Origin of the sequence: Amycolatopsis sp. w19 (assembly GCF_051373225.1) — a bacterium.
GTDB lineage: Bacteria > Actinomycetota > Actinomycetes > Mycobacteriales > Pseudonocardiaceae > Amycolatopsis > Amycolatopsis japonica.
In genome coordinates, this window is sequence record NZ_JBPQFM010000001.1 from 342,845 (window position 1) to 362,938 (window position 20,094).

Consider the following 20,094-nt stretch of genomic DNA (forward strand, 5'->3'; position numbering starts at 1 on the left):
CGCTTCGGTCCGTGAAGGCTTTCTTGTCTCTCAAGGAGGCCTTCACGGACTTGCGTTGTTCAGAAGCGCGACCGATTTCGGCCATAAAACGTGAGTAGCGTTCGGGTTATGGATCGAAGAGCGTTCATGGTGGCCGCCGGCGGTGCGGCCGCAGGAGTGACGATGCTGCCGGGACAGGCTGAGGCGCAAGGGAAGTGGGGCCCGCGCGGGCCGGTCGTCCGCTTCAACATCCTCAGTGACATCCAGGGCGATCTCACCGACTTCGGCAAGGCGCTCGACGACCTGCACGCGATCAACCCGGGCAGTGCGGGGCTCGGTATCGCGGGTGACCTCACCCCGCGCGGCTACGACTTCGAGTACGCCCAGCTCCGCTCGACCTTCGACAAGCACCCGCATCCGCGCGAGGTCGCGTGGGCCATCGGCAATCACGAGTTCTACGTCCCGAAATGGCGCGATCCCGACACCCTCGCCCAGGAGACCTGGCCCAACGGGACGACCGAGGACTCGCTGTTCCGCAGTTTCTACCGGTTCGCGGGCCGCAACACCGTCTACAGCGAGATGTCGTTCGGCGGGGTTCCCGTGCTCTGCCTAGGGACCGAGCGGTACGCGAAGTACCACGACCCCAAGCTGTGGGACGAAGTCTGGATGAGCGACGGCCAGTTCACCTGGCTGGAGCAACGGCTTCGATACTGGTCGAACCGGCGCAGCCCGGTGATGGTGCTGACCCATCATCCGTTGCCCAACACGGTTTCCGGTACGCACAACAAGCTCTACCGGTCCGACTACCTCCAGCCCGACCGGCTGCTTTCGATCCTCGGCCGGTACCGGGACGTGTTCCTGTTCTCCGGGCACACGCACTGGGATCTCAACCTGTCGGACTGGGTGGTCCGCCGGGTGGTCCCGGGTACCGGCAACCTCGAAGGGTTCACCGTGGTCAACACCGCGGCCGTCCAGACCGGGTGGACCGACGACGGCAAGGGCGGGGAAGTGTCCCTCGGCGGTGCTTTCAACCAGGGGCTACAGGTCGAGGTGTCGTCGGGCTCGGTGGTCATCAAGGCGCGCGACTTCACCACGAAGACCTGGCTGAAGCAGATCACGGTTCCGCTGCACAACTCCTGGGGCTTCCCGCACTGAGCGGGCGTCGCGCCTACGGGTTCGGTGGGGCGGTTGCGAAAGTGGCTTTCGCAACACCTCCGGCCAGGCGCGGCAGCACCCAACGGGACCTCCAAGTACGTGAAGGCCCCCTTCATTGCGCCAGGCGCAATGAAGGGGGCCTTCACGTACTCAGCGAGCGACAGGCTCAGCTGGCCGGCTTGACCTCGGTCTTCGGGTCGCCGTCGACCGCCGCGGAAAGCTGCGGGACGATCCGGTCGATCACGTACGGCAGGCTCAGCACGGTCACGAACGAGACCGCGCTGCCGTAGTTGCCTTCGTTCTCGATGAAGACCTCGCGCTTTTCCTTCGCCACCTTGAGGCCGGTGTAGAGGGCGTCCTTGCCGAGGATCTCCTGTGCCTTGGCCGGGGTGTCGATGAGCCACACGAGCGCGTCGCGGTCGAGGAGGTCGGTCCGTTCGGCGCTGAGGCTCTTGCCGAACTTGTCACCGATGACGGCGTCGAGGTCGGCGGGCAGCTTGAAACCGAGCGATTCGAGGATGTGCGAGCGGCCGTCCTGGCTGCCGTAGACGAAGTAGCCCTCGTAGGTCGACGCCATCAGCGCCGACTTGCCCGCGAACTCCGGGTGCTCCTTGCGAGCCTGGGCGAACTTGTCCTCGACGGCCTTGACCAGTTCGTTCGCCTTGGTGGCGCGCCCGACGGCCTGGCCGACCTTCTTGGTCGCCTCGTTCCACGGGATGCCGTAGTCGTTGTACTCCTTGGGCTGCGCGACGACCGGGACGCCGATCTGGCTCAGCTTGTCGTACTGCTCCTTGGTGAGCCCGGAGTACAGCGCGATGATCAGATCCGGCTTCAGCGCGGCGATCTTCTCGTACTGCGGTCCGTCCACGTCCTTGAGCACCTCGGGCAGCGCGGCGCCGCCGAGCTTGTCGGTCGCCCACGGGCCGATCGTGCCGGGGAACTTGCCGAGCCATTCGGTGACCCCGACCGGGACCACGCCGAGGGCGAGCAGCGCGTCCTGTTCGGTCAGGCCGACCGTGACGACGCGTTTGGGCTCCTGGGTGATGGTGGTGCTGCCGTACTTGTGCTCGATGGTGGTCGGGAACGCGTTCGCGTCGACCGCGGAGCCGGCGGAGTTCTGCGCGGCCGGGGTGGCCGACTCGCCGCCTCCTCCGCACGCGGTGAGCGAGGCGGCCAGCACCAGGGTGGACGCCAGTACACCGGCGGTCTTCAGGCGCCCTCGCACGGCGGAGAGGGTGGGGATTCGGGCCATCATCCGTCCTTCATGATCGGAGGTCCGGCGAGATGCCGGATTAATCGAGAATCAGGTTTGGCTAACCTAAGACGCCGACGGGCCGATTGCAACCGGTGACGCTGCGTCCCGGATCACGTCTGTGAACGGTTGTCCGACCACGCGGCCCAAAGCGTTGCGTATTGACCACCCGTGGCCACGAGTTCGTCGTGTGTCCCGCTTTCGACGATCACGCCTGCGTCGAGCACGACGACGCGGTCCGAGGCCGCCGCCTGTGTCAGCCGGTGCGCGACGACGAGACCGGTCCGCCCTTCCAAAGCGGCGGCCGCGGCGGCTTCGAGGGTCTTCGCGCCCGCGCTTCCGGCTTCCGCGGTCGCCTCGTCGAGGATCGCGATCGGCGGATCCGCGAGCACCAGCCGCGCCAGCGCCAGCTGCTGAGCTTGGGTCACCGTCAACTGATGCCCGCCCTCGCCGACGACGGTCGCGAGACCCAGCGCCTCCGCCCAGCCCCGTGCGCCGACCTTTTCCAGTGCTGCCACCAGGTCCGCGTCGGACGCGTCCGGGCGGGCCAGGCGGAGGTCGTCCGCCAGCGAACCGGCGAAGACGTGCACTTCTTGACTGATCAGCGCGACCGCCCGCCGGGTGGCGGAGGCCCCGAGTTCGTCGAGCGGGACCCCGCCGACGGAGATCGTTCCCGCGGCCGGGGTGTGGATCCCGGCGATCAGCTTGGCCAGCGTCGTCTTCCCGGCCCCGCTCGCCCCGACCAGCGCGACCCGCTCGCCGGGGGAGAGGTCGAGGTCGACGTCCCGCAACACCGGATGTCCGTCCACATAGGAATGAGAGATCCCAGCCGCTTTCACCGACGCGTCGACGGGCCTCGCCGGCCGCTCGGGTTCGCGCGGTGCGGGCAGGTCGGCGACGCCGATCAGGCGCGCGAGACTCGCGGCGGCCGCTTGCGCGTCGTCCACCAGTGCGAGCGCGGTGTTGATCGGGCCGAACAGGCTGTGGAAGTACAACGCCGCCGCCGTCGCGGCGCCGACGGTCACCGCGTCGGCGCCCACCAGCAGGAAACCGGCCGCGAGCACGGCCGAGAGACCGATGAACTCGGCGAGGTTGAGCCGGGCGAAGAACTTCGTCATCAGCCGCACACCGCGCAGCATCAGGTCCATCGCGCCCTCGGACCGCTGCCGCACGCGCTCCACATGGGCGTCGGCGAGCCGGAACGCGCGGACGGTCTTCGCGCCGCCGATCGTATCGAGCAGTTGCTGCTGCTGCGAACCCGTCGCGATCCGTTGCTTCGCGTACAAGGGAACGGCGTTGCGGACGTACCAGCGCACGGTGTGCAGCTGGATCGGCGCCGCCAGCAGCGCGGCGAGCAGGAACCGCCAGTCCAGGACGGCGAGCGCGCCGAGCGTCAGCACGATGGTGAGCACCGAGCGGCCCAGTTCGGGCAGGGCTTCGCGGACCGCCCTCGCGACCACCGTGACGTCGTTGGTGACGCGGGCGGTCAGGTCGCCGGAGCCCGCGCGTTCGATCTGCTCCAGCGGGAGCCCCAGCGCGCGGTCGACGAACCGTTCGCGCAGTTCCGCCAGCAGGGTCTCGCCGAGCTTCGCGGTGAGCGAGACACCCAGCGCCGTCGCGATCGCCTGGGCGACGGCGACCAGGACCAGGGCCACGACCGGGGTCGTCAGTTCGGTCGCGGGCCGTTTCTCGATGACCAGGTCGACGATGTGGCCGAGCAGGCGGGCGGTGAGCAGCCCGATCGCGGTGGCGCCGACGAGCATCGTGAGCGCGCCCGCGGCGCGGGCCTTCGACGTGCGGAGCAGCTCGCCGAGGACCGCCCGGATCCGCTTGCCGTCGGCGGTGGGGAGCAGTTCGCGGGTCATGACAGCACCGCCGCGCGGTAGTCGGCGCGATCGCGGACGAGTTCGGCGTGGCCGCCCTCGCCGGTGATCCGGCCGCCGTCGAGGACGACGACGCGGTCCGCCACGGCGAGCAGGGCGGGGCTCGTGGTCACCAGGATCGTGGTCCGTCCTCGTCGTAGCCGGGCGAGCCCGGTGGCGATTCTCGCTTCGGTCACCGTGTCGACCGCCGTCGTCGGGTCGTGGACGACGAGCACCGGCGCGTCGGCGGCGAGCGCGCGGGCGAGCGCGACCCGTTGCCGCTGGCCACCGGAAAGGGAACGTCCGCGTTCGGTGACCGCGGTCGCGGTGCCGTCCGGCAGCGCCGCGGCGACCTCGTCAGCCGCCGACGCGGTCAAAGCCTCGTCGGGTGAGCGATCCCCGGCGCCGACGTTCTCCGCGAGCGTCCCTCCGAACAGATCCGCGTCGTGCGCCGCCACCAGCACGACCTCCCGAACCCGTTCGGGGTCCACAGTGGACAGATCGACGCCGTCGACCTCGACGCGGCCCTCGGCGGGATCGCCCGCGCGGCCGAGGCAGTCGAGCAGATCGGTGGCCGCGGCCGGATCCGCGGCGACGACGCCGATCAGTTGTCCGGCCGGGATGTCGAGGTCGACACCGCGGAGGCTGCCGTACGAGACCGCGTCGAGCCGGACGTTTCCGGTGGCGGGTGACGGGAGTTCGCCGTCGCCCGATTCCACCGCGGCCGGCGTGGTCAGCAGGTCGGCGACCCGGGACGCGGAGGCGCGGCCCTGCGCCAGTTCGCCGTTGACCCACGAGAAGATCAGGAACGGAGTGAGCAGGAACTGGGCGAGCCCGACGGCCGCGACGAGGTCGCCGGCGCTGATCGACCCCGACGACGCCAGATGCCCGCCGACGAGGGCGACGATCGCGATGAAGACGCCGGTCAACGCGAGCACCGCGCCGTCGTGCCAGGCCTTGGCCCGCGCGGCGCGCAACGTCGCCTTCAGCGAGTTCTGGCTCGTGTCGCGGTAGCGGGCGACGGCGGCCGGTTCGGCGCCGATGCCCTTGAGCACCCGCAATCCGGAGACCAAGTCCGTGGCGACCCCCGAGGCGTGCGCGGACCGCTCCTGTTCGGCTTCGCTGCGGCGTTCCAGCGGCTTGCCGATGAGATGCGCGAGATACAGCAGCGGTGGCGTGCCCAGCAGCACGAGGAGACCCAGCGGAAGCGAGATGCGCAGGAGGGCGATCGCGCTGACCAGGACCCCGGCCAGCGCCGCGATCCCGAACGGCAGCACCGCGTTCACCACCCCGACGCGTTGCGCGTCGCTGGTGCCGATGTTGACCAGTTCCCCGGCGAGCTTGCCGTTTTCGGCGCCACCGCCGGGATGCAGGACCCGTCGGCTGATCGCGATGCGGAGGTCGTGCGCCGCCCGCAGCGACGCGCCCTCGGCCGCGCGCGCGGCGAACCGGTAGCTGTAGGACAGTCCCGCGAAGACCACGGCGAGCACGGCGAGCCAGAACACGAGCGTGCCCACGGAGCCGCCGTCGACCGCCTGGTCGATCACCACGCCGATGATCACCGGAACGAGTGCTTCACCGCCCTGGTGCCCGGCGGCGAGTACGGATGCCAGGGTGACCTGCCGTCGTTGCCCGGAAATCGCCTGGCGCAGGACGCTTCGGCTGGTGGTGGCCGTTGCGGTCACCGGCGCCTCCGATCGTGGTGGGGAAGGTAAGGCTAGTCTAAGTAGGTAGCTCGTTGAGGTGAACTCCGGCGTTCGGTTAGCCTCGCCTCACTCGAAGGAGGTCCCGTGGTCGTCACCGAACGCCCGCCCGAAGCGGCATCCCCGCCCAGCGCGGCGGCACGGACGTTCCGCGCCGGCGGTCTGGTGGTCGGGCTCGCCCTGCTGGCGGTGGTGTTCCTGCTGAGCATCTGGGTGGGGTCGAAGAACATCCCGTTCACCTCCACCTGGTCGGTGCTGTGGCACAACGACGGCTCGACCGACGCGGTGATCATCCACGACCTCCGCATCCCGCGGACCCTGCTGGGCCTGGTCGTCGGGGCGGCGCTCGGGCTCGCGGGCGCGGTGATGCAGGCGCTCACCAGGAACCCGCTCGCCGACCCCGGACTGCTCGGCGTCAACACAGGCGCTGCGGCCGCCATCGTGTCGGGGATCGCGTTCGCCGGTGTCACCAGCGTGCTCGGCTACATCTGGTTCGCCTTCGCCGGAGCCGCGATCGCTTCGGTCGTGGTGTACGTCCTCGGCTCGGCGGGCCGCAGCGCCACGCCGGACCGGCTGGTACTCGCCGGTTCGGCCGTGATTGCGGTGCTCCAGGCGTACATCGTCGGCGTGCTGCTGCTGATGCCGGAGACGTTCAACCAGTTCCGGTTCTGGAACGTCGGCTCGCTCAGCGGCCGCAAATGGGACGTGTTCCTGCAGATCTCGCCGTTCGTCGTCCTCGGTGTGATCATCGCGCTGCTGCTCGCCCGCCCGCTCAACGTCCTCGCGCTCGGTGACCAGACCGGCAAGGCGCTCGGCGCCCACGTCGGCCGTACCCGGGTGCTGGGCGCGATCGTGGTGATGCTGCTCTGTGGCGCGGGGACCGCGGCGATCGGACCGGTCCTGTTCCTCGGGCTCGCCGTGCCGCACGCCGCGCGCATGCTGGTCGGCCCGGATCAGCGCTGGGTGCTGCCGTACTCGATGCTGCTGGCGCCGATCGCGCTGATCGGCGCCGACGTCGTCGGCCGCGTGCTGAACCCGCCGGAGGAACTGCAGGCGGGGATCGTCGTCGCGTTCCTCGGGGCGCCGGTGTTCATCGCGCTGTGCCGCCGCCGGAAGCTGGCCCGCCTGTGACACCAGGCAAGGGGACCGCGATCAAGGAGGAGCCACGGATGAGCACCCGCGTCCTGCGCAGCCCGGGCGGGGGGCTTTCCCTGCGTGTCACCCCGCGGGCCGCGATCGTCGTCGCCCTGCTGGCCGTCGCCGTGTTCTTCGTCGGCGCGGTCAGCATGACCACCGGCGACTACCCGCTGTCCGTCGGCGAGGTCATCCAGACGCTGTTCGGTTTCGGCGACCGGGCCACCGAGTTCATCGTGACCACCCTGCGGTTGCCCAGGCTGCTGACCGCCCTGCTGGTCGGCGGCGCGCTCGCGGTCAGCGGCGCGATCCTGCAGAGCCTGTCCGGGAATCCCTTGGGCAGTCCCGACTTCATCGGCTTCACCGAAGGCGCGGCGGCCGGTGCGCTGCTGACGATCATCGTGGTGCACGGCGGCATGCTCCAGGTGTCGCTGGGCGCGCTGGTCGGCGGCGTCGCGACGGCGGCGTTGATCGCGTTGCTCGCGCTGAAAGGTGGCGTGCACACCTTCCGGCTGATCCTCGTCGGCATCGGCGTGAACGCGATGCTCATCGCGTTCAATTCCTATCTGATCACCAGGGCCGCGTGGCAGGACGGGCTCGCGGCGCAGGCTTGGCTGGTCGGCGGGCTCAACGGACGCGGCTGGGAGCACGTCGTCCCGGTCGCGATCGCCATCGCGGTCCTGCTGCCGCCGGGATTGGTCTACGGCAGAAGGCTTTCGCTGCTGGAGATGGGCGACGATTCGGCCATGGGGCTCGGCGTGCCGGTCCAGCGGAGCCGGATCGTGCTGCTCGCCGTCAGTGTCGGGCTGTGTTCGATAGCGACGGCGGCCGCCGGTCCGATCGCGTTCCTGGCCCTCGCCGCGCCTCAGCTGTCGAAGCGGCTCACCCGGTCTTCGGGACCGGGGCTCGCCGCCGCCGCGCTGATGGGCATGCTCCTGCTGGTGACGAGTGACCTGGTCACCCAGCAGTTCTTGGCCGGACTGCCCGTCGGACTGGTGACCGGGGCGATCGGCGGGCTGTACCTGGCCTGGCTGCTGGTGTCCCGGCGCGGGGTCAGCCGAGCGGCGCGCTGACCGGCTCGATCGGCGCGGGCTCGCCGAAGCGGGCCAGCGCGAGCGCGGCCGAAACGGCGAGCACGAAGCCGACCGCCGCCACGGCCGCGAAACCCGGCCGCGTGGTGTCGCCCAGCACGAGCACGCCGATCAGGGACGGGAAGACGGTCTCGCCGATCACCATCATCGCGGTCGAGGTGGTGACACTGCCGCGTTGCAACGCGGTGGCGTAGAACAACATCGCCAGCGCGCCGGCCACGCCCAGCGTGTACGTGGCCGGGTCGGTCAGCAGATCCAGCGGGGCGAGGCTGGTGAGCGCGCGGCCGGAAAGCGCGACGACGCCGAAGCACAGACCGGCGATCAGGCCGAGCGCCGGTGTCCGGATCCGCCGTGCCGCGCGGCCGGCGAACATCCCGGCCGTGCCGAGGACGACCACCGCGCCGATCAGCACGAGCCGGAAACCCAGGCCGGTCGGCTCCGAACCCTCGCTCTCCGCCGACATCCCGAGCAATGCGAGCCCGGCGCAGACGACCGCGACCGCCGTCCACTCGCGACGGCCCAGCCGGACGCCGAGCGTGCGCGCGGCGACCGCGGTCACCGCGAGACTGCCCGCCAGCGCCGCCTGGACCACGAAGAGCGGCAGCACGCGGAGGGCGGCGACCTGGGCGACGAACCCGATGACGTCCAGCGCCAAGCCCGCGACGAACTTCCACTGCCGCAGCACCCGCACGAGCAGGCGGGGATCGACTCGGTCTTCGGTGCCCGAGGTCGCTTTCGCGGCGATCGCCTGCATCACCGAAGCGACGCCATAGGCACAGGCCGCGAAGAACGCGCAGATCAATCCCCACCACATGAAACGAGCCTAGCCCTGTGGTGCCCTCGCGTGATCACGCGAGTTCCGCCTTCAATCACGCGAGTTCGCCGCTCAATCACGCGAGTTCGCCGTCTGATCACGCGAGTTCGCCGTATGTGTACAGTGCCCGTATGTCGAACACGAGTTCGAGACCCGCCGAGCCGGTGGAGCGGGCTTGGCCGGACGGGATCGCCGAGGACGAAACCGGGATCCAGTGGGACTTCCTGCGTTTCCTTCGCGCGACGGCGGTCAACAAGGTCGCCGGGCTGACCAGGGACCAGGCGGCCGCGACGCCGCTGCCGTCGTCGCCGCGGATGAGCGCGCTGGGGCTGCTCAAACATCTGACCGCGGTGGAACGCTGGTGGCTTTCGATCGAGGCGGGCGGTGCCGACCTGCCTTCGCTGTGGGAAGGCTCACCGGATCCGAGCTGGGACCTGTCCGACGACGACGATCCCCGCTCGGTCGTCGAGGCGTATCGCGCCGAGTGGGCCTTGTCGGAGTCGTCGCTGGCGGGTGTCTCGCCGGACGACCGGGCGCGCAGGTCGGGGAAGTTCACCGTGCGCTGGGTGCTCGCCCACGTCCTCCAGGAGACCGCGCGCCACGTCGGGCATCTGGACGTCTTGCGGGAGCTGGCCGACGGAACCACCGGCGAATAGCACCGTAAGGTGTGCGCCATGGCTGACAGGCTGTACTTCCGGCAATTGCTCGCGGGCCGCGACTTCGCGGTGGGGGATCCCGTCGCGACGCAGATGGTCAACTTCGCGTACCTGATCGGTGACCGGGAGACGAACGAGGCCGTCATCGTCGACCCTGCCTACGCCGTCGGGGATCTGCTGGACCTGCTGGAAGCCGACGGCATGCGGCTGACCGGTGTCCTCGCCACGCATCACCACCCCGACCACGTCGGCGGCGAGATGATGGGGTTCTCGCTGCCGGGGATCGCGGAACTGCTGGAGCGCGTCCAGGTGCCGATCCACGTCAACGGCGCGGAAGCCGAGTGGGTCCGCCGCATCACCGGCGTTTCCGGCACGGACCTGCGCTCGCACGAGCACGACGAGGTCCTGGAGGTCGGCGCGGTGCCGATCCGGCTGCTGCACACGCCGGGCCACACCCCGGGCAGCCAGTGCTTCCTGGTCGACGGGAAGCTCGTCTCGGGGGACACGTTGTTCCTCGAAGGCTGCGGCCGGACCGATTTCCCGGGCGGTGACGCGGAAGCCATCTACCGGAGCCTGCAGTGGCTGGCGGGGCTGGACGGCGATCCGGTCGTCTATCCGGGGCACCAGTACTCCGCCGAGCCGTCGGCGAACCTGTCGCGGGTGAAGGACACGAACTTCGTGTTCCAGCCGAAGTCGCTGGAGGAATGGCGGCTGATGTTCGGCGGCTGAGGCGCGTTCAGAGGACTAAATGCGTCCAGATCGCGGGACGCGGAGCCCGCCGATTGACCCGGCCCGCCCCGGAAGCCGAAGCTCGGAACCGTGACGCTCAAGCTGCATTGGTTCCTGCCCACCACCGGGGACGGCCGGACGATCGTCGAGCACTTCCACGCCAGCCGCGCCGCCGGAGCGTCCTCCGCGCGTGAGCCGAGCCTGGACTATCTCGCGCAGGTCGCCCGCGCCGCCGAGGCCAACGGTTTCGAAGGCGTGCTGACGCCGACCGGCACCTGGTGTGAGGACGCCTGGCTGACGACGGCGGCGCTGATCCGCGAGACGCGCAGCCTCAAGTTCCTCGTCGCGTTCCGGCCAGGGACGATCTCGCCGACGCTGGCCGCGCAGATGGCCGGGACGTTCCAGCGGATCTCCCAGGGGCGCGTGCTGCTCAACGTCGTCACCGGCGGCGACGCGGTCGAGCAGCGCCGGTTCGGCGACTGGCACGACCACGACGAGCGCTACGCCCGGACCGGCGAGTTCCTCGAGATCGTGCGCGGCGTGTGGAGTGGCAAGCCGTTCGATTTCGACGGCGAGCATCTCAAGGTCGAGGGCGCGACCACGCGCGCGGCGCCGGATCCGGTCCCGCCGATCTACTTCGGCGGGTCGTCCACGGCGGCGCTGCCGGTCGCGGCGGCACACGCCGACGTCTACCTGACCTGGGGCGAGCCACCCGCGCAAGTCGCCGAGAAGATCGCCAAGGTCCGCGAACTCGCCGAGGAGCAGGGCCGGAAGATCCGCTTCGGCATCCGGCTGCACACCCTTTCCCGTGACACGTCGGCGGAAGCTTGGGCGGAGGCGGGAAAACTGCTGGACGCGATCGACCCGGAGCGGATCGCCCACACCCAGAAGCAGTTGTCCGCCAGCGAATCCGTCGGCCAGCGACGAATGGCCGCGCTGCACGGCGGGAAGACCGACGGCGGCGTCCGGGGTCTGGAGGTGTACCCCAACCTGTGGGCCGGGATCGGCCTGGTCCGCGGCGGCGCGGGCACCGCGCTCGTCGGCAGCCACCGCGAGGTGGCCGACCTCATCGAGGAGTACCACGCGCACGGCATCGAGGAGTTCGTCCTGTCCGGATATCCGCATCTGGAAGAGGCTTACTGGTTCGGCGAAGGCGTGCGGCCGGAACTGGTCCGCCGCGGGCTCGTCGCGTAAAGCCCCTTACAGGGTGCGGGAAAGAGCCAAAGCCGCGGTCCGGACCGCCGGCGCGACGCGGTTGGTGTGCATGCGATTCGCCCAGCCGGAGATCGACAACGCCGCCACCGCGACACCGTGCGCGTCGAGCAGCGGGCTCGCGGCGCAGACGACGCCGACGCCGGACTCCTCCCGCTCGAACGCGATCCCTTCGCCGTGGATCTTGGCGAGCTGACGGCGCAGCAGGCCGGCGGCGGTGATCGTCCGCACGCTGACGCGGGGCAAACCGGCGTCGATCACTTGTGTCACCACGGATTCCGGGGAGAAGGCGAGGATCGCCTTGCCGACGCCGGTGGCGTGCGCGGGGAACCGGCCACCGATCCGGGACGGCAGCGACGGCGCGTCCGGTCCCCGCAGGATGTCGAGATAGACCACCTCGGTGCCCTCCAGGACCGCGAGGTGCACGGTGTTGCGGGTCGCCTCGCGCAGATCGGCGAGATACGGCCGCGCCGCCTCGACCAGCCCGCGGCGCCGGACGGCCAGCTGCCCGATCTCGAACAGTTTGAGCCCGAGCCGCAACGCCGCGCCCTCGCGTTCGAGCAGACCGGTCGCGACCAGATGTCCGGTGAGCCGGTGGACGGTGGACTTCGCCAGCCCGGTCCGCCGTGCCAGTTCGGAGACGCCGAGCGCGTCGTCGCCGGGGCGGAAGGCGGAGAGCAGCGCGGAGATCCGGGCGGCGACGAGGCCGTCCGCTCCGGTTCGTTCGGTGTCGTCGTTCCGCCCAGCGGCACGCATGGGTTGAGTGTGCCCTATCCGCTCGGGGAGCGTCACCTGGCATGGCGCAACGGAAAGCGGTGGCCGCGATCGTCGGTCCCGGGAACATCGGCACCGACCTGCTCGCGAAGCTGAGGCGCAGCGAGCACGTCGAGGTGCGGTACATGGTCGGCGTGGACCCGGATTCGGACGGGCTGGCGAAGGCCGCGGAACTGGGACTGGAGACCTCGGCCGGTGGTGTCGACTGGCTGCTGTCGCGGGACGAGCTGCCGGACCTGGTCTTCGAGGCGACCTCGGCGAAGGCGCATCTGGCGAACGCGCCGCGGTACGCCACCGCCGGGATCCGCGCGATCGACCTGACCCCGGCCGCGGTCGGCCCGTTCACCTGCCCCGCGGTCGGCCTGCCCGAACGGCTCGACGTGCCCAACGTCAACCTCATCACCTGCGGCGGCCAGGCCACGATCCCGATCGTGCACGCGGTGTCGCGGGTGACGCCGGTGCCCTACGCCGAGATCGTCGCGTCCGTCTCGTCGCGTTCGGCCGGGCCGGGAACGCGCGCGAACATCGACGAGTTCACCGCGACGACGGCGCGCGGGATCGAACTCGTCGGGGGAGCGAGCCGCGGCAAGGCGATCATCATCATCAACCCGGTCGAACCGCCGATGATCATGCGCGACACCGTGTTCTGCGCGATCGGCCCGGACGCGGACTTCGACGCGGTGAGCGAATCCATCCACCGGATGGTCGAAACCGTCCAGGGTTACGTGCCGGGCTACACGCTCAAAGCGGATCCGCAGTACGACCCACCCCGGCCTGGCTGGAGCGGGCAGGCGCGGGTCGCGGTGTTCCTGGAGGTCGCCGGGAACGGGGACTTCCTGCCGAAATACGCCGGGAACCTCGACATCATGACGGCCGCGGCCGCCCGTGTCGGTGACCTTCTGGCCACTCAGGAGGTGGCGGCATGAGCTGGGACGACGTGAACCGTGAGGTCCGGCTGGTCGACACCAGCCTGCGCGACGGCAGCCACGCGATGGCGCACCAGTTCACCGAGAAGAACGTGCGCGACACCGTCCGGGCACTCGACGACGCCGGGGTCTCGCTGATCGAGGTCAGCCACGGCGACGGGCTCGGCGGCTCGACGTTCAACTACGGGTTTTCCCTTGTGGACGAACGGAAGCTGATCGAGGCGGCGGTCGACGAGGCACGGCGGGCGAAGATCGCGGTGCTGTTGCTGCCAGGCCTCGGCACGGTCGGCGACCTGCGGGTGGCCGCGGACCTCGGCGCCGGCGCGGTCCGGATCGCGACCCACTGCACCGAGGCCGACGTCTCCGTCCAGCATTTCGGCGCGGCGCGCGAGCTCGGGCTGGAAACGGTCGGTTTCCTGATGCTGTCCCATATGTCCACGCCCGAGGCGCTGGCGAAACAGGGCCGGATCATGGTCGACGCCGGGTGCCAGTGCGTGTACGTCGTCGACTCCGCCGGGGCGCTGATCCTGGAGGACGCGGGCGAACGCGTCGCCGCGCTGGTCGCGGAATTCGGGGACGAGGCGCAGGTCGGCTACCACGGGCACCAGAACCTGAGCTTCGGCGTCGCGAACTCGGTGCTCGCCTACCGGGCGGGCGCGCGGCAGATCGACGGTTCGCTCGTGGCGCTCGGCGCGGGCGCGGGCAACTCGCCGACCGAGGTCCTCGCGGCGACCTTCGAGAAGCTCGGGATCCGCACGGGCGTCGACAAGGACGTGCTGATGGACGCGGCCGAGAACGTCGTGAAGCCCTACATCACGCGGTTGCCGGTGATGGACCGGTCGTCGATCGTGCAGGGCTTCGCCGGGGTGTACTCGAGTTTCCTCCTGCACGCCGAACGCGCCGCGGAACGCTACGACGTCCCGGCGCACGAGATCCTCTACCGCGTCGGCGCCGCGAAGTACGTGGGCGGGCAGGAGGACATGATCATCGACATCGCCCTGCAGCTGGTCGCCGAACGCGGTCAGGGTTGACGGTCGGCGCCGAGCACGAGGCGGACGCAATGCTCGATCAGGCGCTCGCGGCTCACCTTGAGCGAGCCGTCGAGGTAGGCGATGAACACGTTGCTCAGCGCGCCCACCAGCCCGATCGAGGTCATCTGCCGCTCGGCCGCGTCACCGTGGGACAGCTGCCCGCTGACCAGTTCGGCGAACGAGGGGAGGAGCGCGATCCCGCGCGTCGTCAGCGCGGGATCGGTGATCGGCGCGAGCAGGAGCACCCGGCCCTTGCGCGGGTCGTCGAGCATCAACTCGACGAACGCGCGGACGGCGGCCTTCGCGCGTTCGGCGGGTTCGGCCGTGTCGCTCACCGCGTCGACCAGCGCTTGCCGGGCCTGCTCGCCGATGTGCTCGTAGACCGCGACGACCAGTTCCTCGCGATCGGTGAAGTTCTCGTAGAAGTACCGCTCCGTCAGCTTGGCGTGGCGGCACACCGCGCGGACGCTCACCCCCGCGCTGCCCTGGGTGCCGAGCAGGTCGAGGCCCGCGTCGACGAGTTGTCCCCGCCTCGCGGCCTTGCGGTCGTCCAGGGTCGTGCCTGCCCAGCTGCGGCCGGCCATGATCGGCTCCTCTTGTTGACTACGGCCGTTGTCAACTTTAACCTGACAACAGTTGTGGTCAATTTAACCAGCTCATTGAGGAGACCGGGGATGACGCAGCCACGGCCGCTGGGACCGGATTCGCTGACCTGGAAGTACTTCGGCGACTGGCGCGGGCTGCTCATCGCGCTCTGGGCCGGATCCATGCAGAACATGCACCCCGAGCTGGGCGCGGGCGTCGAAGAACACTCGCGGTTCTTCGAGGAGCGCTGGCAGCGGCTGTTCCGCTCGCTCTACCCGATCGGGGGAGTGATCTACGACGGCCCGCGGGCGCGGCAGACCGCGCTGGAGGTGCGCGGCTACCACGATCGGATCAAGGGCGTCGACAAACACGGGCGGCGCTATCACGCGCTCAACCCGGACACGTTCTACTGGGCGCATTCGACGTTCTTCGTGAGCGCGATCCTCATCGCCGACAACTTCTGCGGCGGCATCGGCGAGGCCGAGAAGCGGAAACTCTTCGAAGAGCACGTGCAGTGGTACGAGATGTACGGCATGAGCATGCGCCCGGTGCCGGAGTCGTGGGAGGACTTCCAGCTGTACTGGAAGCGCATGTGCGAGGACGTGCTGGAGGACAACAAGGCCACGCGCGACGTCCTCGAGATCCAGGACATCGCCAAACCGCATTTCCTGCCCTGGCTGCCGGATTTCGCGTGGAACCTCGTGCGCGGGCAGGTGGCGCGGAACTTCGTCTGGCTGACGATCGGCCTGTACGACCCGCCGATCCGCGAGCGGCTCGGCTACACCTGGACCGAACGCGACGAGCGACGGCACCGCCGGGTGGGGAAGCTGATCAACGCGGCGTTCAAGCTGGTCCCGCGCGATCGCCGCTACCACCCGCGCGCCAGGGCGGGCTGGCGCCGCGAGCGTGGCGAACTGGCCCCGGACGCGCCGTTGGTCGAGACTCCCGCGAGGAACCTTCCGCCGCTTTCGGAGCGGGGCAAACCCGAGCACTACTCACCGAACGTCTGACGAGGAGCCTCGATGAAGCTTGGTTACCACCTCGGGTACTGGTCCTCCGGCCCGCCGGAGGGCGCGCTGGACGCGATCCGGCGGGCCGAAGAACTCGGTTTCGATTCGGTGTGGACCGCCGAGGGCTATGGCTCGGACGCGTTCACGCCGCTCGCCTGGTGGGGCGCGTCGACCAGCCGGATCAAGCTCGGCACCAACATCGTCCAGATGTCGGCGCGCACCCCGACCGCCACCGCCATGCACGCGCTGACGCTGGACCATCTGTCCGGCGGCCGGTTCGTGCTCGGGCTCGGCGCGTCCGGGCCGCAGGTGGTCGAAGGCTGGTACGGGCAGCCGTATCCGAAGCCGCTCGCGCGCACCCGCGAGTACGTCGACATCGTGCGGAAGGTCGTGGCGCGCGAGGCGCCGGTGACCCATGACGGGCAGCATTTCCAGTTGCCGCTGCAGGGTGGCACCGGGCTCGGCAAGCCGCTGAAGTCCACAGTGCACCCGTTCCGCAAGGAGATCCCGATCTTCCTCGCCGCGGAGGGGCCCAAGAACGTGGCGCTGTCGGCGGAGATATGCGACGGCTGGCTCCCGTTGTTCTTCTCGCCCAAGAGCGACGCCTTCTATCGGAAGGCGTTGGAGGAGGGCTTCTCGCGGCCCGGCGCCCGGCGCGGTTTCGACGACTTCGAGGTCGCCGCGTCCGTTCCGGTGCTCGTCCACGACGACGTCGAAGAGGCCGCGAGCTGGATCAAGCCGTCGCTCGCGCTCTACATCGGCGGTATGGGCGCGAAATCGGTCAACTTCCACCACGACGTCTTCGCGCGGATGGGGTACGAGGACGTCGCCGACAAGGTCCAGGAGCTGTATCTGGCCGGGCGCAAGGACGAAGCGACGGCCGCGATCCCGACTTCGCTGGTCGAGGATACGTCGCTGATCGGGCCGGCGGAGAAGATCCGCGACGAACTCGCGGCGTGGGAGGAGACCGTGGTGACCACGCTGCTGCTGCGCGGGGATGCCGCGACGCTCACGAAGGTCGCCGAAACCCTCGGGTAGCCGCTCCCAGCATGCAATTAGTCCTCTGAATGCGGGTGGTCCGCGCCTTTAGTGGGGTTGCGGCAGTGAGGCCCATCACGTAGCGTCCCGGCCACGAACATGAAGTCGGTTCATGTTCGTGGCCGGGAGGTGCGACTCATGACGGTGAGCCGGAGGCGGGTTCTCGCGGGTGCGGCGGCGTTGCCGGTCGCGGCGAGCATGCTCGGCGCCCAGCAGGCGCAAGCGGCGCCGTCGAAGGGTTTCCGCGTCGGCGTAGGCATCTCCGACGTCACCGGCCCGGCCGCCGAAAACGGCATGATGGGCTACTCGATGCCGCAGCAGCAGACCGCCGGCATCCACCTCCGCACCCGGGCGCGGGCCTTCGTGGTCGACGACGGAGCCAAGCGGATCGCCTTCGTCACCGCCGACCTCGGCGCTCTGTTCCAGTCGGTCCACCAGGGCGTGCTGCGCAAGCTCCAGGCCGCGTACGGCGACCTGTACACCGAGCAGAACGTACTGCTCAACGCCACGCACACCCATTCCGCTTGCGGCGGGGATTCCCATTACGCCGCTTACGATCTGGCGATCCTCGGCTTCCAGCAGGAGGTCTACGACGCCGTCGTCGACGGGATCTTCGAAGCGATCAGCCGGGCGCACGCGAACCTCGCGCCCGGGTCGATCCGGCTCGGCCGTGCCGAGCTCACCAAGGCGAGCGTCAACCGTTCCCGCAAGGCCTTCGACTTGAACCCCCAGGCCGACAAGGACCACTTCCCGCAGGCGATCGACCCGGCCGTCACGGTGCTGCGGTTCAGCCAGAACGGCGTCGACGTCGGCGCGATCAGCTGGTTCGCCACGCACGGGACGTCGATGAGCAACGGCAACCACCTGATCAGCGGCGACAACAAGGGGTACGCCGCCTACGAGTGGGAGCACGACCACGCCGGCGTGCGCTACCTCGACGGGAACCCGCGGTTCGTCGCCGCGTTCCCGCAGACCAACACCGGCGACATGAGCCCGAACCTGAACCTCCAACCCGGCACGCCCGAAACCGAGTTCGAGAACACCCGTACCATCGGCGATCTCCAGTTCCGCGCGGCGAAGAGCGCCTTCGACGCCGCCGCCGAGGCCGTGACGGGCGGCGTCGACCACCGGATGTGCTACGTGGACATGTCCGACGTGGCCGTCGACGCGAAGTACACGCCGAACGGGCGGCCGCAACGCACCTGCACGGCCGCGATCGGCGTCTCGATGCTGGCGGGCAGCCGTGAGGACGGCCCCGGCCTGCCGCTGCCGGAAGGGGTGAAGAACCCGTTCATCGACTGGCTCGGCGGCATCGACGCGCCGATCCCGCAGGCGCTCGCCGACGCGCACGCGCCGAAGGTGATCGCGGTGCCGTTCGGCGCGATGAAGCCGTACCCGTGGACGCCGGAGGTACTGCCGCTGCAGCTCGTCCGGATCGGGCAGCTGCACCTCGTGGCCGTACCGGCCGAACTGACCATCGTCTCCGGGCTGCGCTTGCGCCGCACTGTCGCCGCCGAACTCGGTGTCCCGCTGGAGAACGTGCTCGTCCAGGGCTACTCCAACGCCTACAGCCAGTACGTCACCACTCCGGAGGAGTACGACTCGCAGCAGTACGAAGGCGCGTCGACCCTCTACGGCCGCTACACACTTCCCGCGTACCAGCAGGAATTCGCCAAACTGGCGGCCGCGATGAAGGCGGGGACCTCGGTTCCGCACGGGCCGACGCCGCGGGATCTGCGCGGCAAGCTGATCAACTTCCAGCCCGGCGTCGTCTTCGACAGCCCGCCCGCGTTCAAGAGCTTCGGTGACGTCCTGGCCGACGCGAAGAGCACCTACGCGCGCGGCGAACAGGTCGCGGTCGAGTTCGTCACCGGTCACCCGAAGAACGACCTCCGGCGCGGCGGCACGTTCCTGGAGATCCAGCGGCTGGTCGACGGCAAGTGGGTCCGCCACGCCGACGACGGCGACTGGGACACGAAATACCACTGGGCGCGGACCTTCGTCGCCGAATCGAAAGCCGTCGTCCACTGGAAGATCCCCGCGAACGCCCCGATCGGCAAATATCGCGTGGTCCACTTCGGCAACTGGAAGAACGGCTGGAACGGGGCGATCTCCGCGTTCAGCGGGACTTCGCGGACGTTCGTCGTTTCCTGACACCGAAAGGGTCTTTCGTGCGGAAGCTCGCCGTACTCGCCATCGCCGCCGCCTTGTTCGCCGGAACCGCCGTCCCCGCCCAGGCGGCGGTCACGGTGAAGGTCATGGCGTTCAACATCTGGCAGCTGCCCTGGATCGCCAGTCCGAACACGGCGGACAAACAAGCGCGCGCCCGCGCGGCGGAGGCCGTCATCCGCGCGAACGACGCCGACGTCGTCGTCCTGGACGAGGCGTTCAGCGCCCAGGCGGAGGAAATGCGGAACCGGCTGAAGGACGTCTGGCCGCATCAGACCCCGCTCGTCGGCCAGTACTGCTCCACGTCACCGGGCTGGACCACGGTGAACGGCAACTGCTCGAATTCCCCGATCGTGGTCAACGGCGGGGTCACCGTGCTGAGCAAGGCGCCGGTGACCGAACAGCACCAGCTGGTCTTCCGCAATTCCTACTCCGGCACCGCGGACTATCTGTCGAACAAGGGAGCCGCGCTCGCCCGGCTGGTCGTGGCCGGGAAGCCGGTCTGGATCGCGGGCACCCACATGCAGGCCGACGAGGGACCGGAGACGCTGCCGAAGGCGCACGACGTCCGGATGGCGCAGCTCGGCGAGATCCGGGACCTGGTCACGAAATACGCTCCCGCCGGCGAGCCGGTCGTCATCGCGGGCGACCTGAACATCGAGTACTGGGCGGGACAAACGCGCAAGGATTCCCTCGGCCGGACCCAGGTTCAGCAAGGTGAGGCCTTCCTAGACGGCGTTCTCCGCACGACGGGCGAAGGCGCGTACACCTTCGACGCGGCGACGAACCCCAATGCGGCGAAGTCCGTTCCGGCGACCTACCGCGACTCGCTCGACTACGTCGGAGCCGTCCGCGCGGGCGGGCGTCCACTCGCCGCTGTCGGCCCGGTACAGCTCGTGCATTACGACGGTGGCACGATTCCCTCCGACCACTACCCGGTGGTGGCCAAGATCCAATACTGAGGCCTTCATCGG

At 69.6% G+C, this 20,094-nt stretch carries 18 protein-coding genes; 12 read left to right on the forward strand and 6 right to left on the reverse strand.

The genetic code is table 11. The features are described from left to right. Positions 1-108 precede the first annotated feature (108 nt). Positions 109-1,134 carry a metallophosphoesterase family protein gene (locus tag ACSMFO_RS01440; protein ID WP_436456495.1) on the forward strand — a complete coding sequence of 342 codons (1,026 nt, stop codon included), beginning with the start codon at positions 109-111 and terminating at the stop codon, positions 1,132-1,134. A 166-nt stretch (positions 1,135-1,300) separates the two neighbouring features. Here ACSMFO_RS01440 and ACSMFO_RS01445 read toward each other — a convergent pair whose 3' ends face one another. The 3 genes from ACSMFO_RS01445 to ACSMFO_RS01455 all read right to left on the reverse strand — a co-directional run bounded on the left by ACSMFO_RS01445 (position 1,301) and on the right by ACSMFO_RS01455 (position 5,933). After that, positions 1,301-2,386, reverse strand: a complete 1,086-nt coding sequence (locus tag ACSMFO_RS01445; protein ID WP_436456496.1) for an ABC transporter substrate-binding protein — start codon at positions 2,384-2,386, stop codon at positions 1,301-1,303. 113 nt (positions 2,387-2,499) lie between these two features. Next, positions 2,500-4,251, reverse strand: a complete 1,752-nt coding sequence (locus tag ACSMFO_RS01450; protein WP_436456497.1) for an ABC transporter ATP-binding protein — start codon at positions 4,249-4,251, stop codon at positions 2,500-2,502. Then, the gene (locus tag ACSMFO_RS01455; RefSeq protein WP_436456499.1) at positions 4,248-5,933 is read right to left on the reverse strand and encodes an ABC transporter ATP-binding protein; all 1,686 of its coding nucleotides are present in this window, start codon (positions 5,931-5,933) and stop codon (positions 4,248-4,250) included. Before ACSMFO_RS01455 ends, ACSMFO_RS01450 begins: the two co-directional genes overlap by 4 nt. Positions 5,934-6,038: 105 nt before the next feature. Between ACSMFO_RS01455 and ACSMFO_RS01460 the strand changes: the two genes are divergently transcribed. After that, positions 6,039-7,082 carry a FecCD family ABC transporter permease gene (locus ACSMFO_RS01460; RefSeq protein ID WP_436456501.1) on the forward strand — a complete coding sequence of 348 codons (1,044 nt, stop codon included), beginning with the start codon at positions 6,039-6,041 and terminating at the stop codon, positions 7,080-7,082. Positions 7,083-7,120: 38 nt separating this feature from the next. Next, on the forward strand, positions 7,121-8,158 hold the full coding sequence (locus ACSMFO_RS01465; protein ID WP_436456502.1) for a FecCD family ABC transporter permease: 1,038 nt from the start codon (positions 7,121-7,123) through the stop codon (positions 8,156-8,158). Here ACSMFO_RS01465 and ACSMFO_RS01470 read toward each other — a convergent pair. Then, a complete protein-coding gene (locus ACSMFO_RS01470) occupies positions 8,139-8,990 on the reverse strand; it encodes a DMT family transporter (RefSeq protein ID WP_436456503.1) in 852 nt (283 codons plus the stop codon). The two genes, ACSMFO_RS01465 and ACSMFO_RS01470, sit on opposite strands and share 20 nt — an antisense overlap. A gap of 131 nt (positions 8,991-9,121) precedes the next feature. Between ACSMFO_RS01470 and ACSMFO_RS01475 the strand changes: the two genes are divergently transcribed. The 3 genes from ACSMFO_RS01475 (at position 9,122) to ACSMFO_RS01485 (ending at position 11,569) form a co-directional block, all read left to right on the forward strand. Next, positions 9,122-9,646 (forward strand): DinB family protein, encoded by a 525-nt coding sequence (locus tag ACSMFO_RS01475; RefSeq protein WP_436456505.1) that lies wholly within the window; start codon positions 9,122-9,124, stop codon positions 9,644-9,646. A gap of 18 nt (positions 9,647-9,664) precedes the next feature. After that, entirely contained in the window at positions 9,665-10,375 is a 711-nt protein-coding gene (locus ACSMFO_RS01480; protein ID WP_436456506.1) for an MBL fold metallo-hydrolase, read from the forward strand. Positions 10,376-10,465: 90 nt separating this feature from the next. Further along, complete coding sequence (locus ACSMFO_RS01485; RefSeq protein ID WP_436456507.1) at positions 10,466-11,569, forward strand: LLM class flavin-dependent oxidoreductase; 1,104 nt, start codon at positions 10,466-10,468, stop codon at positions 11,567-11,569. A 6-nt stretch (positions 11,570-11,575) separates the two neighbouring features. On the opposite strand, the gene ACSMFO_RS01490 is transcribed toward ACSMFO_RS01485, so the two are convergent. After that, positions 11,576-12,343, reverse strand: a complete 768-nt coding sequence (locus tag ACSMFO_RS01490; protein ID WP_037337219.1) for an IclR family transcriptional regulator — start codon at positions 12,341-12,343, stop codon at positions 11,576-11,578. Between the two features lie 41 nt (positions 12,344-12,384). Between ACSMFO_RS01490 and ACSMFO_RS01495 the strand changes: the two genes are divergently transcribed. Together ACSMFO_RS01495 and dmpG are read left to right on the forward strand one after the other, a co-directional pair. Continuing rightward, the gene (locus ACSMFO_RS01495; protein WP_436456509.1) at positions 12,385-13,287 is read left to right on the forward strand and encodes an acetaldehyde dehydrogenase (acetylating); all 903 of its coding nucleotides are present in this window, start codon (positions 12,385-12,387) and stop codon (positions 13,285-13,287) included. Continuing rightward, a complete protein-coding gene (gene dmpG / locus ACSMFO_RS01500) occupies positions 13,284-14,318 on the forward strand; it encodes a 4-hydroxy-2-oxovalerate aldolase (protein WP_360094197.1) in 1,035 nt (344 codons plus the stop codon). Before ACSMFO_RS01495 ends, dmpG begins: the two co-directional genes overlap by 4 nt. On the opposite strand, the gene ACSMFO_RS01505 is transcribed toward dmpG, so the two are convergent. After that, positions 14,309-14,902 (reverse strand): TetR/AcrR family transcriptional regulator, encoded by a 594-nt coding sequence (locus ACSMFO_RS01505; protein ID WP_436456513.1) that lies wholly within the window; start codon positions 14,900-14,902, stop codon positions 14,309-14,311. The two genes, dmpG and ACSMFO_RS01505, sit on opposite strands and share 10 nt — an antisense overlap. Before the next feature lie 90 nt (positions 14,903-14,992). On the opposite strand from ACSMFO_RS01505, the gene ACSMFO_RS01510 reads away from it, so the two are divergent. The 4 genes from ACSMFO_RS01510 (at position 14,993) to ACSMFO_RS01525 (ending at position 20,082) form a co-directional block, all read left to right on the forward strand. Continuing rightward, entirely contained in the window at positions 14,993-15,913 is a 921-nt protein-coding gene (locus ACSMFO_RS01510) for an oxygenase MpaB family protein (RefSeq protein ID WP_073842763.1), read from the forward strand. Positions 15,914-15,925: 12 nt separating this feature from the next. Then, a complete protein-coding gene (locus ACSMFO_RS01515) occupies positions 15,926-16,951 on the forward strand; it encodes an LLM class F420-dependent oxidoreductase (RefSeq protein ID WP_436456514.1) in 1,026 nt (341 codons plus the stop codon). Between the two features lie 138 nt (positions 16,952-17,089). After that, positions 17,090-19,105: a neutral/alkaline ceramidase gene (locus tag ACSMFO_RS01520; RefSeq protein WP_436456516.1), complete on the forward strand. Its 2,016-nt coding sequence runs from the start codon at positions 17,090-17,092 to the stop codon at positions 19,103-19,105. Between the two features lie 17 nt (positions 19,106-19,122). After that, entirely contained in the window at positions 19,123-20,082 is a 960-nt protein-coding gene (locus tag ACSMFO_RS01525) for a sphingomyelin phosphodiesterase (protein WP_436456518.1), read from the forward strand. Positions 20,083-20,094: the final 12 nt, after the last annotated feature.

Excerpts from the sequence above, each read along its gene's own strand:
- ACSMFO_RS01445 (WP_436456496.1), bottom strand. The coding sequence starts at position 2,386 with ATGGCCCGAATCCCCACCCTCTCCGCCGTGCGAGGGCGCCTGAAGACC.
- ACSMFO_RS01440 (WP_436456495.1), top strand. The coding sequence starts at position 109 with ATGGATCGAAGAGCGTTCATGGTGGCCGCCGGCGGTGCGGCCGCAGGA.
- ACSMFO_RS01470 (WP_436456503.1), bottom strand. The coding sequence starts at position 8,990 with ATGTGGTGGGGATTGATCTGCGCGTTCTTCGCGGCCTGTGCCTATGGC.
- ACSMFO_RS01495 (WP_436456509.1), top strand. The coding sequence starts at position 12,385 with ATGGCGCAACGGAAAGCGGTGGCCGCGATCGTCGGTCCCGGGAACATC.
- ACSMFO_RS01475 (WP_436456505.1), top strand. The coding sequence starts at position 9,122 with ATGTCGAACACGAGTTCGAGACCCGCCGAGCCGGTGGAGCGGGCTTGG.
- dmpG (WP_360094197.1), top strand. The coding sequence starts at position 13,284 with ATGAGCTGGGACGACGTGAACCGTGAGGTCCGGCTGGTCGACACCAGC.
- ACSMFO_RS01520 (WP_436456516.1), top strand. The coding sequence starts at position 17,090 with ATGACGGTGAGCCGGAGGCGGGTTCTCGCGGGTGCGGCGGCGTTGCCG.
- ACSMFO_RS01450 (WP_436456497.1), bottom strand. The coding sequence starts at position 4,251 with ATGACCCGCGAACTGCTCCCCACCGCCGACGGCAAGCGGATCCGGGCG.
- ACSMFO_RS01510 (WP_073842763.1), top strand. The coding sequence starts at position 14,993 with ATGACGCAGCCACGGCCGCTGGGACCGGATTCGCTGACCTGGAAGTAC.
- ACSMFO_RS01465 (WP_436456502.1), top strand. The coding sequence starts at position 7,121 with ATGAGCACCCGCGTCCTGCGCAGCCCGGGCGGGGGGCTTTCCCTGCGT.
- ACSMFO_RS01505 (WP_436456513.1), bottom strand. The coding sequence starts at position 14,902 with ATGGCCGGCCGCAGCTGGGCAGGCACGACCCTGGACGACCGCAAGGCC.
- ACSMFO_RS01480 (WP_436456506.1), top strand. The coding sequence starts at position 9,665 with ATGGCTGACAGGCTGTACTTCCGGCAATTGCTCGCGGGCCGCGACTTC.
- ACSMFO_RS01490 (WP_037337219.1), bottom strand. The coding sequence starts at position 12,343 with ATGCGTGCCGCTGGGCGGAACGACGACACCGAACGAACCGGAGCGGAC.
- ACSMFO_RS01515 (WP_436456514.1), top strand. The coding sequence starts at position 15,926 with ATGAAGCTTGGTTACCACCTCGGGTACTGGTCCTCCGGCCCGCCGGAG.